We start from the raw sequence: 15,917 nt of genomic DNA on the forward strand, positions 1-15,917 counted from the left end.
CTCGAAGACGGCGAAAAGCGTTGCGGTCCCGACGTCTCACGCGCCTCCCGAGCAATTTGCGGGCTTGACGGATCTGAATGACACGCGTGTAATTAGCCCATCACGTCAGGCGAATGAGGAGGAGGAGCCGTGCAGGAGTTCACGCTTTTGACTTTTCTGCACGAGGGGCTCGAGCAAGTAGAGGACGAGACAGCGCTTTCGTGGCAGGAGCGCGCGTTGTGCGCGCAGACCGACCCCGAGGCGTTCTTCCCTGAGAAGGGTGGATCCACCCGAGAGGCCAAGAAGGTCTGCATCGGTTGCGAGGTCAAGGCCGAGTGCCTCGAATACGCACTCGCGCACGACGAACGCTTCGGCATCTGGGGCGGTTTGTCCGAGCGTGAGCGCCGGAAGCTGAAGAAGCGGGCGGTCTGACCACGATCGACGCCCGGGCCACCCGGCACGCAGCCGAGCTGACCAGTGCCGGGTACTTGGTGACGGATGAGGACACCACCAGCCTCGCCGTCACCGCACTCCTCGTCGTGCAGCACAGTGATCATCCACGGCTGAACGACACCCTCGATTCCCTCCTCACCGCCACCCGCCGTCCCGAGCGCCTGGTCGTCATCGATGCGACGCCAGGCCGCTGCCTGCCCGAGCTGCTGGCCGACCACCCCGCGATCGGCTCCGCCGACTGGGCGATCTCGGTGGTCACCGTTCCGGCCGGCACCCCGTTCGCCGAGATCATCGACACTGCGGTGACCGCACTTCCCGATCCCGGTGAGGACACGGTCGTCCCGCTGCGCTCGCGCCGCCGGGCCCGCCGTCACCCGGTCCGCCCGCGTGACCGCGACGAATGGCTGTGGCTGCTGCACGAGGACAGTGCCCCTGCGCCGGATGCGCTCGCCCAGCTGGTGACCGTCGCGTCGGCGAGCGACCGCATCGGCATCGCCGGCTGCAAGATCCTGGACAGCGACGACCCTCGCCGGCTGGTCAACGTCGGCATCGACCTGACTCGCACCGGCCGGCACGTCGGCTCCAGCATGCAGGGCGAACCCGACCAGGGTCAGCACGACGGACGCCGTGACGTGCTGGCCGTCAGCAGCGCGGGCATGCTCATCCGGCGGGACGTCTACCTGAGCCTCGGCGGTTTCGACCCGGCCTTCGACGGCGACGGCGACGGCCTCGACATCTCCTGGCGTGCGCACCTGATCGGCCGCCAGGTGATCGTCGTCCCGCGGGCCCGCGCCCATCAGGACCTGGTGGGCAAGGACAGCGACGTCGACCGTCCCGCGCCGCGCAGCCCGCGCACCATCCGCCGCCACCGGCAGGTCGCCCTGGCGCGGTGCTCCCTGCTCGGGCTGCCCTTCATGGCGCTGTGGATCCTGGTCAGCTGCACGCTGCTCTGCCTGCTCATGCTGGTGCTCAAGCGGCCGAGGCGAGCCTTCGCCGAATTCGCTCAGGCGACAGCGCCGCTCGGGGTCGCCCGCATCGTCGGCGCACGCTGGCGATTCGTCGGGCGAGCCACGACCCGGCGCCGCAACCTGCGGGGCGTCTTCGTGCCGTGGCGCGGCGCCGTCGAGCACGCGCTGACCTCCGTCGGCGACGCGATCGTGCTGGAGCCCACCCGCCGGGACATCCCGCAGACCGAGCCGGTCGAGACCGGCCCGGTCGGCGACGACGCGGAGTCCATGCCGGTGCTGTCTGGTCGCCAGGGCGTATGGCGCAACCCCGGCCTGTGGCTGGTGCTGGCGTTGCTCGCCGCAGCCGCCGTGAGCTGGCGTGACCTGATCACCGGGGGTGCGTTGCGGGGCGCCGGCAACGGCCTGACCGGCGGTGCCTTGCAGCCCTTCACCACCAATGCCGACGGCGTATGGCGGATGTGGCGCGACGCCTGGACCGGCCCGGGACTGGGTGCTGCTGCGACGCCCACGCCGTACCTCGTCGTGCTCGCGCCACTCGCCTGGGTCGCGCAGCAACTACCCGGTGTGCACGGCTCCGCGTCGGGTGCAGCGGTCGTCGCCTGGCTGCTCGTGCTGGCGATGCCGCTGTCCGGCCTGACCGCTTACCGCGCCGGACGCGTCGCGACCCACGCCCGCTGGCCGCGCGCTGCCGCAGCGCTCGCCTGGGCGAGCCTGCCGACGCTGACGACCGCTGTCGCGGGCGGCCGGCTGGGTCCGGTCGTCGGCCACATCCTCTTCCCGTTCGCGCTGGCCGGCTGCTTCGAGATCGCGCGCAGAAGGGCGAGCACGCCGGTCACCTGCGGCACCATCGCGGTGATCGCGGTGATCGGCGCGTTCGCACCGCCGCTGATGGTCCTGACGACGGTGATCGGCGTCGTGCTGCTGGTGATCGGCCCGGGCTGGGCCCGGCTGCGCGGGCTCGCGGTCGCGGTCGTCCCCTGGGCGCTGCTGGGCTGGTGGACCCGGTCCCTGCTGACCGATTGGCGACCGGTGCTCGCCGGACCGGGCGGCCTCGACACCGTGCATTCGACCCCGCCGTGGCATCTGCTGCTGCTCCAGCCGGGCGGCCCCGGCTCCTACTGGCTCTGGGCCGGGCTGCCGGTGCTGGCGCTCGGTGCCGCCGGGCTGGTGCGCACCGGGTTCGGGAAGGCCTCGACCGGCCTCGCGCTGGTCGGGCTGCTGGGCCTGGCGGCGGCTCTCGCGGCGAGTCACCTGCACCTGGTGCGGTGGTCCGATGGCGTGCGGACACCGTGGAGCGGTCTCGGACTCGACATCTTCGCCGCGGCCCTGATCGGCGCCGCACTGCTGGGTTTGCGCGGCGTGCTCGCCGAGCGGCCCGACCGCGGACCGCTCGCGAGGCGCCGCCTGGCGGTCGGTGTCACCACCGGCGCCGGGGTGGTGTTCGCGGCCGTGACGGCGCTCGCGGCCTGGCAGGGCACCCCCACCCCGTCGCTGGGCGCAGCACCGGCAGCGCCGTCGAGCGTGGTGTCCGCGCAGCTCACCGGGCCGAGTGCGGTCCGCTATCTGCAGCTGACGATCGCCGGCTCCGGCACCATCACCTATCAGCTGACCGGTCGCGAGACCGGCGCGCCCGCGACCGGCTTGCGCCAGCCCGTGCCGAGCGGCGGGCCGCTGACTGCGGCAGCGGCCCAGACCCTGCTGGAGCCCGACCGTGCGTCGCAGGCAGTCGCCGGATTGCGTTCATTGGCAGTGGGTTTCGTCGTCGTTGACGGTCCGGGCAATCGCGCGCCGGTGACCGCGATCCTGCAACAGGCCGCCGGGCTGACCCAGGTCTCCGGCGCCGCACGTGCGGCCGTATGGCGGGTTGACCCGGCAGCCTCGCCGGGCGGAGAAGTCGTGGCCAGCAGCAGAGTGTGGCTGTCACTGCACGGCTCTCCGGTCGGACAGCTGCCGTCGACCACCGCGCATGCCCGCTCCACCACCCGGCTCCCGGCCGGGCCGGCCGGACGCTATCTGGAGATCTCCGAGGGTCCGGGCTGGCGCGAGCTCGGACGCGTGACCATCGACGGGCATCCCGTGCCGGCCGTCGTGCGCGATGGGCTGCTGAGTTATCCGATGCCTGCGTCGGGCGGCCGGCTGGTCATCGACCCCGGTGTGGCGCATCGCCGGATCGCCCTCGGTCAGGGCGCCCTCGGCGCCCTCGTGCTCTTCCTCGCCATACCATTCGGCAACCGGCGGTCCCGGAGGATGTCATGAACCCCTGGGGAGTGGTGCGGGTGACGGTCGCCGCCCTCGCCGGCGCGGGTCTGGTCTGGGGCGCCACGCAGGCGACCGGCACGGCGGACGCCACGCGGCCACGCGACGTCCGGGCCGTCACCGTCGACAACACGTCCGGTCTGATCACTCAGCAGTCGCTGACGTGCACCGGCGCCGACGTGGTCGGCACACTGGCGGTTGCGTCGATGCCGTCGGGCTGGGTCAAGGCGTCGGGCCAGCGCGGCAGGCTCGAAGCGTCGGGCGTCACCGGACAGTTGTCCCTGCGGCCCGGCGGCACCGATGCGAGGGCACTCCTGTCGGGCACCGCCGGCCGGGTGGTTGCCAGCGGTGGGCTGGCAGCCGGTCTCGTCGCCGGGCAGTGGCAGCTCGACCGCGGCGCCTCGGCGCGCGGCCTGATGGTCAGCAGCTGCCCCGCTCCGGTGCAGAGTGGCTGGTTCTTCGGCGGTGGCCACGACGCGGGGCGGGTCGCCCGGCTGATCCTCGTCAATCCGGCCGAGACCCCCACCACGGTCGACGCGGCGGTGGTGGGCGCGTCCGGCACCGATCGCGCGGCGAGCGTCCAGGGCGTCGTGCTCGCGCCCGGTGAACGCAAGGTCGTCACGCTCGGCGACTTCGGTGGCGACCTGGCTGCCGCGGCGGTGCACGTCTCCGCGTCCGGGGCGGGCGTGGTCGCGTCGCTGACCGACGTCTGGCTCACCGGCGAGACACCCGTGGGCGAGAGCACGTCCGCCGATCCGGAGTCACCGGCGAAAGACATTCTGATCCCTGGGGTTTCGTCGACCAGCGCCACTCCGGTCGTCCGTCTTGCGGTGCCGGGTTCCGCGCCGGCGATCGTGCGGGTGCGGGTGATCGACGGTTCGGGTGCGGTGGTCGCCGACCGGGTCCAGACGGTCGCCGGCGGCACCGCTGCTGCGGTCGACCTCACGGGGCTGAAGACCGGCAGCTATGCCGTGCGGGTGACCGCGGATGAGTCGGTGGTGGCCGCGGCGTGGAGCCGCACGGCCAGCCATGGCACGACCGACATGGCGTGGTCGACGGCCGCGCCGTCGCTGACCGCACCGGCTGGTCTCGCGCTGCCCTCGGACATCCCGAGCGGGTCGGCGAGCCTGATGCTCGTGGCGACGGCGCCGGCATCGGTGGACGTGCTGACCGTCGGTGCGTCGGGTGCCGACAGCACCCGGGCAGTGACTGTTCCGGCGAATCAGCCGGTCGTCATACCGCTGCGGGACGCGGTCGCCGTCTGGCTGCGCCCGACCGGCCAGGGGGCGCTGCACGCGGCGGTCACGGTCACCGGTCACGACAAGTCCGGCGGCTACCTCGCGAGCGTGCCGGTGCAGCCGGCGATGCTCACCCAGGCGACGGCCCGGCTGCTGCCGGCTCGCGGCTGAACCTTCCCGTCACCGACTGTTCTGCCTGCCGGCCAGCCAGCGAGCGTATGGCGCGCCACCCCGGATCGCCTCGGGCCCGGGCAGATTCGACCCTTCCGCGAAGCGGCGCATGGTGCCGCCCAGTGCCGGCAGGCGCACGACGCGGGGAGCGCGCCGGCCCTCGACATGTGCGGTGAGGACCGCCAGCTCCCGCGCCGAGAGCACCTCGGGCCCGGCAAGCTCCAGGACACCTGGCGGCTCTTCGTCGAGCGCCAGGTCGACCAGCTGGGTTGCCAGCCAAGCGGATTCGACCGGCGCAAACCGCAGCCCCTGCACACCGACGCCGAACCCGGCGACCTGGCTGCCGACCAGTCGGTGCACGAGTTCATGCACCTGGGTGGCGCGCGCGGTCACGTGCGGGCAGCCGGAGTCGGTCACGACCGTCTCGGCCGCGGCCTTGGCACGGTAGTAGGGGAGCGGGTTGTCCCAGCAACCGACGATCGAGACGTTGACCAGCCGGGCGTCCGGATTGTGCTGCGCCAGCGTCATACACAGCCGTCGCGTGCCGTCGACGTCGACCTCCTGACTGTGCCGCGCATCGCTCGCGCAGTGGATGACGGTCTGCACTCCGTCGACCGCTTCGGCGAGGCCGGCGCCGGTCGTCAGGTCGCCGACGACCTCGCGGACCTCGTGCGGTGACCGACCCGGCGATCGGCTCAATACCGTTGTGGGCACACCGGACCGGAGCAGTTCGCGGACCACCTGCGAGCCGATCGTGCCCGTGCCGCCGGTGACCAGCACCGGCTGCCGGGCGATGCCGGGAAGGCCGGGCACGAAGCGGGGCGGGTCGGTCGCCTGCGACATGTCAGTCCTCCAGGTCGTCCGGATGTATGCCGATGACGTGTGCCACCTGTTCGGCCAGCACATCCCACACCAGATCGGCGAGTTCCCCGTCCTCGGACGCCCGTGACTCGATCGGGCGGCGATAGAGGACCACCCGGGCGGCGGTGCCGCGCCTGGCCGCGAAGGCGCGGCCTAAGGCGAGGTCGGCCTCCCAGGGCGGCGGGTCGGTGGCAGGCACGTCCTCGACCGCGAACTCGATGTCGTCCAGTTTCCGCTTCAGCCGGCGTTCGAGGCTTTCGACGCCGTCGAGCACGAGCTCGTCGAACTGGGCTGAGCGGCTGCGCATCGCCGGCACGGGCGGCCAGGCGAGCGGACCCCGGAAGCCACGGCCGTGCCGTTCGCTCCGGGAGTTCATGCCCCAACCCTAAGCCAGCGACGGCCGCGCGGCGCGCCGGAGGGCGACCCTCGGCGCGGTGGCCTACAGTCGAACATCGTGACCGGTCCCAGAGTGAAACGCCTGTGTTCTCGCACCGCCTGCAAGTCGCCCGCAGTCGCCACTCTGACCTATGTGCACGCCGATCAAACCGCAGTCCTCGGGCCGCTGGCGACCTACGCCGAGCCGCACACCTACGACCTGTGCGCCGACCACACCACCCGGCTGACGGCGCCGCGCGGCTGGACCGTCGTGCGGCTGGCGATCGATCTGAGCGAGCCGGAGCCCACCCCGGACGACCTGCTTGCCCTCGCCGACGCGGTGCGGGCCGCTGCCGCGCCGCCGCCCGCTCCCGCGGCGCCGGTGAGCAGCGGACGGCCGGTGCTGACCGTCCTCCCCGGCCTGGACCCGTCCCGGTAGGCTGCTCACTCGTGACTGCACCCCGGCTCGCCGACTTCTGCAAGGCGTATGACGTTCGCGGGCTGGTCCCCGACCAGTTGAACGAGGAGGTCGCGACCGCGATCGGTGCCGCGTTCGCCGAGGTGGTTGCCGCACCGGACGGTGCGAGCGCGGTGGTCATCGGGCACGACATGCGGCCGAGTTCACCCGCGCTGTCGCTGGCGTTCGCGCGCGGCGTCGCGTCGACCGGCCTCGACGTCGTGCAGATCGGGCTCTGCTCGACCGACGGGCTCTACTACGCGAGTGGCTCGCTCGGCCTGCCTGGCGCGATGTTCACCGCGAGCCACAACCCGGCGCAGTACAACGGGATCAAGTTGTGCCGATCGGGCGCGCGACCGGTGAGCAAGGTGACCGGCCTCGCCGAGATCACCCGGCTCGCGCAGGGCCGGCTGGACTCCCCGGCACACCGTGCTGCTGCAGCTGCCGAGGGTGAGATTACCGATCGCGATCTGCTCGGCGACTATGCGGCGTTCCTGCGCGGCCTGGTCGACTTGTCGGGCAGCCGCCGGCTCAAGGTCGTGGTCGACGCGGGCAACGGCATGGGCGGCTACACCGTGCCGGCCGTGCTCGGCATGGACGGGTTGCTGCCCGGGTTGCCGGTCGACGTCATACCGCTCTATTTCGAGCTGGACGGCACCTTCCCCAACCACGAGGCGAACCCGCTGGAGCCGGAGAACCTGTGTGACCTGCAGCGGGCCGTCGTCGAGCAGGGCGCGGACGCCGGCCTCGCCTTCGACGGCGACGCCGACCGCTGCTTCGTGGTGGACGAGCGCGGGGAGCCGGTCAGCCCGTCCGCCGTGACGGCACTGGTCGCGACCCGGGAGATCGCCAAGGCCGGTGAGGGCGCGCGCATCGTCTACAACCTGATCTCGTCGCGTGGGGTGCCCGAGATCATCGCGGAGTACGGCGGCGAGCCGGTCCGCACCCGCGTCGGGCACTCCTTCATCAAAGCCGAAATGGCCTCGCACCAGGCTGTTTTCGGCGGGGAGCACTCGGCGCACTACTACTTCAAGGACTTCTGGTATGCCGACACGGGCATGCTGGCCGCGATGCATGTGCTGGCGGCGCTGGGGGAGCAGGACGAGCCATTGTCGGCGCTGGCCGCGGCATACAGCCGGTATGCCGCCTCGGGCGAGATCAACTCGCGCGTGACCGACGGCGCGGCCGCGACCGAGCGGGTCCGCGCGTGGGCGGAGCGCCACGGGGACGTCACGGCAGACCTGCTCGACGGGCTGACACTCACCCATGACGCCGCGCCGATGTGGTGGCTCAACGTGCGCGCGAGCAACACCGAGCCGCTGCTGCGCCTCAACGTCGAGGCGGCGGACCGTGCCACCATGGAGTGGGTGCGCGACGGTGCCCTGCAGCAGATCCGCGAAGGAGAGACTCCGATGACTGCCAGTGCCGAACTCGGCGGCGTGATCGACCCGTGGTTGCGCGAGATCCTGCGGTGCCCAGTGGGGCTCCATGAGCTCGTCGACGCGACGGGCCCTGATGGCGGCGCCGAGTTGCAGTGCGCGGCCGACTGCGGAGGGCCGGGCCAGCGCCGGGGCTATCCCATCGAGGGCGGCGTCCCGGTGCTGTTGGCGGACGAATCCAGAGTGTTCACAGTCTGATCCGGCTGACATGCCCTACCTGGACGAGGCGACCCTCGACGACCCGGACGAACTGGCCCGACGCGATTCACGAGACTCGCTGCGCGCGCTGGCGACGGCGGGCGCGCAGGTGCGGGAGGCGGTCACGCTGTCCGAGGAAGGCGGAGTCGAACGCGTCAGTTATGGCGAGCGTCCCCGGTCGGTCGTGGTCGCGGCGCTGGGCGGCAGCGCGGTGGTGGCCGACGTGCTCGAGATGCTCGCCGAACCTTCGTCGCCCGTGCCGGTGACGGTGCGCCGCAACCTGCCGCTGCCGGGCTGGGTCGGCCCCCTCGACCTGGTCATCGCGGTGTCGCTGTCCGGGCGGGCGGAAGGACCGGTCGCAGTCGCCCGCGAGGCAGCGCGGCGTGGCTCCGCGCTGCTCACGGTGGGCGCCGAGGACTCGCCACTGGCCGAGCTCAGCCACCGCGCTCGCGGCGTGCACATCGGGGTCGGCCGAGGTCGCGCGTCGTCGCGAACCTCGTTGTGGTCGTTGCTGACTCCCGTGTTGATGGCCGGCGACGCACTCGGCCTGATCGACGTCCCGCGGTCGGTGCTGCCCGAGGTCGCCACGCGCCTCGATGAGCAGGCGGAGGCGTGCCGCCCGTCGTCCGAGGCGTTCGTCAACCCGGCGAAGCTGATCGCCGTGCAGGCTGCCGAGACCGTGCCGGTCGTGCTGGGCGACGGTGCCCTGGCCGGGGTGGCGGCACGTCGTGCGGCCGCCATGCTGGCGCAGACCGCGCGGATCCCGGCCACCTGGGGAGAACTGCCCGACGCAGCATCGCAGGTCGTCGCGTGCTTCGACGGCCCGTTCACTGCCGGAGGTGGCGTGGGCGCTGCAGCCGCCCGGCAGGCGGACATCTTCGCCGACCCGTTCCTCGATGCTCCGGCCCAGCCGAAACTGGGTGTCATGATGCTGCGCGACGCACCCGTGCAGCCGCCCAGCCCGGAGAGCGACGCCGCGCAGGCACTCACCGAGGCCGTGCTGACCACCGCGAGGGCCGCAGGTGCTCACGTGATCGAATCCACCGCAACGGCAGGGCATCCGGTCGCGCGGCTGGCCGAACTGATGGCGCTCACCGACTTCGCGGCGACCTATCTCGCACTCGGGCTCGGCGTGGACCCCGCCGTGTCGCCGCACGTCGCCGATCTGCGCGATCGCACGTCCGGGGCCTGATCAGGCGCCGGCCCGGCACCCGGCGGATGACCACCGCGTCCACAGCAGCGATTGCGAGCAGCACCACGGCGGTGATCACGAAGACCGCGCGCAGGCCGAGATGAGCACCGACATACCCACCCATCAGCGGGCCGGCGACCTGCCCGACGTACTGCGCCGACACCGAGAGACCGAGCACCCGGCCGACGACGTGGTCCGGCACCCGGTGCCGGATGGCGGCGGTGATGGCCGGCAGCAGGCCGCCGAGCGCGGCACCCATCAGCAGACGCAGGATCGCCAGCACGAGGACGTTGGGCGCGGCCGACTGCGCGAGCAGCAACAGGCCGGCGATGGTGAGTGAGCCGACGATCACGGTGAGATGACCGATGCGGTCGCCGAGTCTGCCCAGCCTGGGCGCCGAGACGATGCTGCCCGCGGCGCCGAGCGCCATGATCGCGCCGGCGGCGAATGACGCATGGCTGGTGCTGTGCAGCAGCTGCGCGACGAAGACGGTGATCGTGGGCTCCACCGACATGGTGGCGAAGAGCAGCAGGCTCGACGTGACGAGGAGCATGGCGACGATGGTCGGCTGCGGGAGCTGCGGCCAGGTCCGTTCGCGCCGGGTCTCCTTGGCGCGTGGCGGTTTCCGGTCCTCGTGCAGCAGCGTGGTGGTGGCCACGAAGGCGAGGAAGATGAGGCCGCCCGCCACGAAGAAGGTGGTGCGCACCCCGACGAGCTCAGGGGCGAAACCGCCGAAGAGCGGTCCGACGATGTTGCCGGCCATGACGCCTCCGGACAGGATCCCGAGGGCCCAGGCGCTGCGTTCCTTGGGGGTCTGCGCGGCGACTAGGATCGTCGATCCGGACGCATATCCGCCGAGCAGCCCGGTCAGGAGCCGGAGCGCGACCAGCTGCCAGACGTTCTGCGCCAGGCCGATGCACGACATCACGATCGCCATGCCGAGGCTGGCGCGGATGAGCATCGACTTGCGGCCGAAGCGGTCGCCGAGGGCGCCCCAGACCGGTGCGGTCAGTGCGGCGGTGAAGAAGGTCGCGCTGTAGGCGATGCCGGACCAGCGCAGCACGGATGCCTGGTTGTGCACGCCGAGTTGCTCGACGAAGATCGGCAGGTAGGGCACCAGCATGGTCATCGCCACGATGGTGGTGAACGAACCGCCAACGCACACAAAGAGATTGCGTCGCCAGTGGGTGTTCTCCAGGACGCCCGGCGGCGCGATGCTGGTCTGTTCACCCATGACCGACAGCGTGCTCCAGGCGCGGCGTTCGCGGCAGCGGGTGTCCGAATAATGGTCAATATGTCCACGATTCAGACACACTCCGTCTATTGACCGGCACACAAACCCATCGAGCGGCACAGAAAAACGGCGCGAATTGCTGTACCTCTCGATGCGTTGCTGTGCCTCTCGATGCGGGGAGAGTCGCGGTCCGGCATACGCTGGGCCGGTGACGCATTTCGACCTGGCCATCATCGGCACCGGCTCCGGCAACTCCCTGGTGACACCGGACTTCGACGACAAGCGGGTAGCGGTGATCGAGGAAGGCCTCTTCGGCGGCACCTGCCTCAACGTCGGGTGCATTCCGACCAAGATGTTCGTGTATGCCGCAGAGGTCGCCGACACGATCCGCGGCTCGGCGAAGTACGGAGTGGACGCGACCCTGGACGGTGTGCGGTGGCGTGACATCCGGGACCGCGTGTTCGGCCGCATCGACCCGATCGAGGCCGGGGGCCGCGAATACCGCGAGAACGGACCGAACACTACGGCGTACGAAGGGCATGCGGAGTTCGTCGGCCCGCGTGAACTGCGGGTGCAGGTCGGCGATGCGGTCGAGACGGTGACAGCGGACCAGATCGTCATTGCCACGGGTGCGCATTCCGTGGTGCCCGAGGTGATCTCGCAGTCCGGCGTGCCGTACCACACCAGCGACACCGTGATGCGCATGGACGAACTCCCTTCGTCCATGGTGATTCTCGGCGGCGGATTCATTGCCGCGGAGTTCGCGCACGTCTTCGGCGCTCTCGGCGTGGACGTGAGCATCGTCACGCGCGGTCCGCGGATGCTGCGCGCCGAGGACGACGAGATCAGTGCGGAGTTCACCGCGCTGGCGGCGCAGCAATGGGACGTGCACCTGAGCGCCAAGGTTGTCGGGGCCAAGAGCTCGGAACGCGAGGTGGCGTTGGAGCTCGACACCGGCGAGCTCGTGGCAGGTGAGGTGTTGCTGGTGGCAACTGGACGCCGCCCCAACACCGAGCGCCTCGGCCTCGAAAACGCCGGTGTGGCAACGGAGTCCGACGGGCGGGTGCGGGTCGATGAATTCGGTCGTACCACCGTCGACGGGGTGTGGTCGCTCGGCGACGCCAGCTCGGCATACCAGCTGAAGCACGTCGCGAATCACGAGGCACGTGTCGTCGCGCACAACCTGGTGCACCCGGAGGATCTGCGCGCGTTCGACCACCGTTTCGTGCCATCGGCGGTGTTCACCCACCCGCAGATTGCGTCGGTCGGTATGACGGAGGCGGTCGCGCGAGAGAGCGGACGCGAGATCACCATCAAGGTGCAGCGGTATGGCGACACGGCATACGGCTGGGCGATGGAGGACACCACGGGCATCTTCAAGGTGATCGCCGACCGGCAGACCCAGCAGCTGCTCGGTGCCCATGTGATGGGCCCGATGGCGAGCACACTCATCCAGCCGGTGATCCAGGCAATGAGCTTCGACCAGACCGCGCCCGACGTGGCACGCGGGCAGTACTGGATCCATCCCGCGCTCGCGGAGGTCGTCGAGAACGCTTTGCTCGGACTGGAATTCGACTGAGGTCTGGTCGCCCGGGGGTCAGTCGCGGTCGAACAGCTGCCAGTGCGGCTTGCTCCGGTAGGTGTAGCGGTAGTAGTCCGACAGCTTCAGCCCGGTGGCGGCCGCCTCGTCCACGATGACCGTCGCGTGTTCGTGGAGTTGCAGCGCCGACGCTGGCACGAACGAACTGAGCGGGCCCTCGACGGCGGCTGCGATGGCGTGGGCCTTGCCATCGCCCTGGGCGACGAGCAGCAGTTCCCGGGCGTCCAGGATGGTGCCCAGGCCTTGCGTCATACAGTGGGTCGGCACCTGGTCGAGTGAGTCGAAGAATCGTGAATTGTCTTCTCGCGTCTGCGGAGCCAGTGTCTTGACGCGCGTTCGGGAGGCGAAGGATGACGTCGGTTCGTTGAATCCGATGTGCCCGTTGGCGCCGATGCCGAGGATCTGGATGTCGACGCCGCCCGCGGCCGCGATCGCGCTGTCGTAGGACCGGGCGGCGAACTCCGGGTCGGCGGCCCGGCCGTCCGGCACGTGCACGCGATCCGGGTTGAAGCCGAGCGGCTCGACGACGTCCCGGCGGATCACACTGAGGTAGGACTGCGGGTGGTCGGCCGGGATGCCGAGGTATTCGTCGAGGGCGAAACCGCGGGCCAGGGCGAACGACAGCTCGCCGGCGTCGACCCGGCGCTTCAGGTCGGCATAGATGCCCTGCGGACTGGACCCGGTCGCGAGACCGATGACGGCAGTGGGCTTTTCGGTCACCCGTGAGGCGATCTTGGCGGCTGCGACGCGGCCGACCTCGGCCGCACTCGGCAGGATGATGACTTCGATGGCAATGCTCCGTTCAGGACGTATCAGTGCGCGACGGGGTCGGTCGGCGGGTGTGCTGCTTCGATGATGCCAGTTGTGGTCCGGCTGCCGAGCGCCGCGCCGAGCGTTGCCCACTCGGTGGTCGCCGGGGGCAGTGCGTCGACCGGGAACCAGCCGACCGCGTCGATCTCGTCGTCGTCCGGACTGGTTGGCTTCGGTGCGTCGTCGGGAAGCCCCGCGGCATACAGGATGCGGATGCCGTGCCGCTCGATGCCGTCGCGGGAAACGTAAGTGTTGGAATGGGTTCCGAGGATGGCGCCGAGCGTCGGGGTGAGCCCGGTCTCCTCCTCGCACTCGCGCACGGCGGCAGCGGCCCCCGGGCAGCGTCCACTTGCCCTGCGCGGGACCTTCGGCGACCTGATGGCAGAGGAGAATTCGGCCGTCGCGCACGCAGACGATATACGCGCAGACACGCACGCGACATCGTTCGGTCATTGCCGCTTCGCGAATTGCGCGACGTAGTGGGCCTGTTCGGGGGTTTCGATCGCCGCCGGGTCGTAGTGGGCACGAACGTGTGCGATGGCGTCGGCGGCCGTCATACCGTCGAGAACGGCGAGGCAGGCCAGGGCGGTGCCGGTGCGGCCGAGCCCGCCCATGCACGCGACCTCCACGCGTTCGTCGGCCGAGCGGTGCCAGGCGTCGGCGATCGCGTCGTCCGCCTCGCCGGGGTCGGTGGGTATGCCGAAGTCCGGCCAGTCGACCCAGCGGTGTTGCCACGGCACCCCGGTGACCGGGGTGCCGAGCAGGTAGACGCCGAAGTCGGGGTCGGGCGACAGCCCGGCGTGCGCGCCGAGCCCGCGGCCACGAACGCGCCGCCCGGACGGGAGCGTCAGCACGCGTTCGTCCGTCGCGTCCCAGGTGGTCATGGTTCAACCGTATGCCGTGAGCTGGCTCGTCGGGTGGTGCCCTGATCGGAGGAGCGGGATCGAGTCCGCGCCGAGCGGGGTAGTTACGCACCGAGCGGGGTACATCCACCGCGCGGATTCGCGTGGATATGTACCCCGGTCGGCGGTGAAGTACTCCGCTCGGCGGAGGATGGCTGGTTTCGATGGGTGGGCGGCCCAGGGCGGGCTCGCGTCGGCGTGCGCAACCCTCGACGGTCGAAGCTTCGGGACGCCTAATGCCGCGTCAGCGTACGCAACCTTCGACGGTCGAGGCTTCGGGACCCCCACCCCACGGCCTGTGCACAACCTGGCCGAAACGAGGGGGATGTGCACAACAAATTGTCGCGAAAACTGTTGCATTCAAACAGGATTCGGGTATACTCGAACACATGGACGACACCACCGGAAACAGCACAGGAGACGGCCGGGCCGTCTTCAGTACCGCTGTGGTGTCCGCGTTCCGCGAACGGCTGACCGCACCCATCACAGTGGGCAGCGACACGGACCTGCTGGCCGAACTACGGGCACTGGAGGAAGTGAAGAACGCGATCAGCGCCCGGCAAGCCCGGATCACCGTCCACCTGCACGAGCAGCAAACCTCCCGGGATGTTCCGCGCGGGATCGATGCCGCCGAAACCGCCCGCCTGGTCGGATCCCAAGTCGCACTCGCCCGCCGGTGTTCACCCCACCTCGGGTCCCGGCTGCTGGGTCTCGCCCGCGCCGTCGTCGAGGAAATGCCGCACACCCTGGCCGCACTCTCCTGCGGGGTGATCAGTGAATGGGACGCCACCACCCTGTGCCGGGAAACCGCGTGCCTTACGAAAGAGGACCGGGCCGTGGTGGACGCCGGGGTCGCCGACCAGTTGGGGGTGGTGAGTCACCGCCGCCTGGAAGCCACCGCCCGGGAACACGCCTACCGGGCCGACCCCGCCACCATCACCGCCCGGCGTGCACGGGCGGAAACCCAACGGCGGGTCACGCTGCGGCCCGCACCGGACTGCATGACCCAGCTCACCGCGCTCCTGCCGGTCAAGGACGGGGTCGCCTGCTACGCGGCACTCACCACCGCCGTCACTGAGTCCCGTGCCGACCCCGGCGACGACCGGTCCCAAGGGCAAGTCATGGCCGACACCCTGACCGAACGCGTCACCGGCCGGTCGCGCGCCGACGGGGTCGACATCCAGGTCAACCTGCTGATGCCCGTCGACACCCTGACCGGGGACACCCCAGCCCACCTACCCGGATACGGACCCATCCCCGCCGACCTCGCCCGCCAACTCGTGGACCACCCCGACACCGGCAAGGGCAAGGACACCAGGAAGGGCTCGGGCACCGGCACCAGCAAGGCCGTCCGGGTGCAGGTGCGCCGGTTGTTCACCCACCCCGGCACCGGCGACCTGATCGGCATGGAATCCCGGGCACGCACCTACCCCGGGTTACTCGCCCACCTCATCCGATTGCGGGATCAAACCTGCCGGACGCCGTACTGCAACGGGAAGATCCGCCACATCGACCACATCCGCTCCGTCGCCACCGGCGGCACCACCACCGAACGCGACGGCCAAGGACTCTGCGAACGCTGCAACTACCTCAAAGAACACCCCGACTACACCGTCACGGGCGATGCCGGAGAAACCACCACTTCGACCGGTGGCCTGGTCGCGACCAGTCACCCACCCTGTCCGCCCGGGCTACCGCCACCCACCCACTCATACTCCGAACGCACCCTCATCGACTTCATCTGGGTCGAGGGCATTTACCGAGAAGCCAGCTGAGCACGGCGG

The 15,917-nt window shown here is 70.7% G+C and carries 13 protein-coding genes and 1 pseudogene; 8 read left to right on the plus strand and 6 right to left on the minus strand.

Annotated elements, in window-relative coordinates:
• The first annotated feature begins 147 nt into the window (after window positions 1–147).
• From EFY87_RS06945 to EFY87_RS06955, 3 genes are read left to right on the plus strand one after another with little or no spacing between them, the layout of a single operon-like run.
• Window positions 148–411, plus strand: a complete 264-nt coding sequence (locus tag EFY87_RS06945) for a WhiB family transcriptional regulator (protein ID WP_123270888.1) — start codon at window positions 148–150, stop codon at window positions 409–411.
• A 59-nt stretch (window positions 412–470) separates the two neighbouring features.
• Complete coding sequence (locus EFY87_RS06950; protein ID WP_148043275.1) at window positions 471–3,656, plus strand: glycosyltransferase; 3,186 nt, start codon at window positions 471–473, stop codon at window positions 3,654–3,656.
• Window positions 3,653–5,065, plus strand: coding sequence for a DUF5719 family protein (locus EFY87_RS06955; protein WP_148043276.1), 1,413 nt, complete (start codon window positions 3,653–3,655; stop codon window positions 5,063–5,065). The genes EFY87_RS06950 and EFY87_RS06955 overlap by 4 nt, the downstream gene beginning before the upstream one ends.
• Window positions 5,066–5,074: 9 nt before the next feature.
• Here EFY87_RS06955 and EFY87_RS06960 read toward each other — a convergent pair whose 3' ends face one another.
• Window positions 5,075–5,908: an SDR family oxidoreductase gene (locus tag EFY87_RS06960; protein ID WP_158607536.1), complete on the minus strand. Its 834-nt coding sequence runs from the start codon at window positions 5,906–5,908 to the stop codon at window positions 5,075–5,077.
• Between the two features lies 1 nt (window position 5,909).
• Window positions 5,910–6,302, minus strand: a complete 393-nt coding sequence (locus tag EFY87_RS06965) for a metallopeptidase family protein (protein ID WP_123270755.1) — start codon at window positions 6,300–6,302, stop codon at window positions 5,910–5,912.
• A gap of 78 nt (window positions 6,303–6,380) precedes the next feature.
• Between EFY87_RS06965 and EFY87_RS06970 the strand changes: the two genes are divergently transcribed.
• From EFY87_RS06970 to EFY87_RS06980, 3 genes and pseudogenes are all read left to right on the plus strand, one after another.
• Window positions 6,381–6,740 carry a DUF3499 domain-containing protein gene (locus tag EFY87_RS06970; RefSeq protein ID WP_245988518.1) on the plus strand — a complete coding sequence of 120 codons (360 nt, stop codon included), beginning with the start codon at window positions 6,381–6,383 and terminating at the stop codon, window positions 6,738–6,740.
• 11 nt (window positions 6,741–6,751) lie between these two features.
• Window positions 6,752–8,158: pseudogene (locus EFY87_RS06975) on the plus strand (phosphomannomutase/phosphoglucomutase); the annotation flags it as partial.
• 247 nt (window positions 8,159–8,405) lie between these two features.
• Complete coding sequence (locus EFY87_RS06980) at window positions 8,406–9,587, plus strand: SIS domain-containing protein (RefSeq protein ID WP_123270757.1); 1,182 nt, start codon at window positions 8,406–8,408, stop codon at window positions 9,585–9,587.
• Here the strand turns inward: EFY87_RS06980 and EFY87_RS06985 are convergent.
• Window positions 9,487–10,821, minus strand: a complete 1,335-nt coding sequence (locus EFY87_RS06985) for an MFS transporter (protein WP_123270758.1) — start codon at window positions 10,819–10,821, stop codon at window positions 9,487–9,489. The two genes, EFY87_RS06980 and EFY87_RS06985, sit on opposite strands and share 101 nt — an antisense overlap.
• A 208-nt stretch (window positions 10,822–11,029) precedes the next feature.
• On the opposite strand from EFY87_RS06985, the gene mtr reads away from it, so the two are divergent.
• Window positions 11,030–12,400: a mycothione reductase gene (gene mtr / locus EFY87_RS06990; protein ID WP_123270759.1), complete on the plus strand. Its 1,371-nt coding sequence runs from the start codon at window positions 11,030–11,032 to the stop codon at window positions 12,398–12,400.
• Between the two features lie 18 nt (window positions 12,401–12,418).
• On the opposite strand, the gene nagB is transcribed toward mtr, so the two are convergent.
• The 3 genes from nagB to EFY87_RS07005 all read right to left on the minus strand — a co-directional run bounded on the left by nagB (window position 12,419) and on the right by EFY87_RS07005 (window position 14,115).
• The gene (gene nagB, locus EFY87_RS06995) at window positions 12,419–13,210 is read right to left on the minus strand and encodes a glucosamine-6-phosphate deaminase (protein ID WP_123270890.1); all 792 of its coding nucleotides are present in this window, start codon (window positions 13,208–13,210) and stop codon (window positions 12,419–12,421) included.
• A 23-nt stretch (window positions 13,211–13,233) separates the two neighbouring features.
• Entirely contained in the window at window positions 13,234–13,551 is a 318-nt protein-coding gene (locus EFY87_RS07000; RefSeq protein ID WP_158607537.1) for an NUDIX hydrolase, read from the minus strand.
• Window positions 13,552–13,680: 129 nt separating this feature from the next.
• Window positions 13,681–14,115: a protein-tyrosine phosphatase family protein gene (locus tag EFY87_RS07005; protein WP_123270761.1), complete on the minus strand. Its 435-nt coding sequence runs from the start codon at window positions 14,113–14,115 to the stop codon at window positions 13,681–13,683.
• A gap of 407 nt (window positions 14,116–14,522) precedes the next feature.
• On the opposite strand from EFY87_RS07005, the gene EFY87_RS07010 reads away from it, so the two are divergent.
• The gene (locus EFY87_RS07010) at window positions 14,523–15,908 is read left to right on the plus strand and encodes an HNH endonuclease (protein WP_158607538.1); all 1,386 of its coding nucleotides are present in this window, start codon (window positions 14,523–14,525) and stop codon (window positions 15,906–15,908) included.
• Window positions 15,909–15,917 lie beyond the last annotated feature (9 nt).

Origin of the sequence: Flexivirga caeni (genome assembly GCF_003724155.1) — a bacterium.
Lineage (GTDB): Bacteria > Actinomycetota > Actinomycetes > Actinomycetales > Dermatophilaceae > Flexivirga > Flexivirga caeni.

Bases quoted from the DNA above. Each gene is read 5' to 3' on its own strand.
- EFY87_RS06960 (WP_158607536.1), bottom strand. From the start codon at position 5,908: ATGTCGCAGGCGACCGACCCGCCCCGCTTCGTGCCCGGCCTTCCCGGC.
- EFY87_RS06965 (WP_123270755.1), bottom strand. From the start codon at position 6,302: ATGAACTCCCGGAGCGAACGGCACGGCCGTGGCTTCCGGGGTCCGCTC.
- EFY87_RS06955 (WP_148043276.1), top strand. From the start codon at position 3,653: ATGAACCCCTGGGGAGTGGTGCGGGTGACGGTCGCCGCCCTCGCCGGC.
- EFY87_RS07005 (WP_123270761.1), bottom strand. From the start codon at position 14,115: ATGACCACCTGGGACGCGACGGACGAACGCGTGCTGACGCTCCCGTCC.
- EFY87_RS06980 (WP_123270757.1), top strand. From the start codon at position 8,406: ATGCCCTACCTGGACGAGGCGACCCTCGACGACCCGGACGAACTGGCC.
- EFY87_RS07010 (WP_158607538.1), top strand. From the start codon at position 14,523: ATGGACGACACCACCGGAAACAGCACAGGAGACGGCCGGGCCGTCTTC.
- EFY87_RS06985 (WP_123270758.1), bottom strand. From the start codon at position 10,821: ATGGGTGAACAGACCAGCATCGCGCCGCCGGGCGTCCTGGAGAACACC.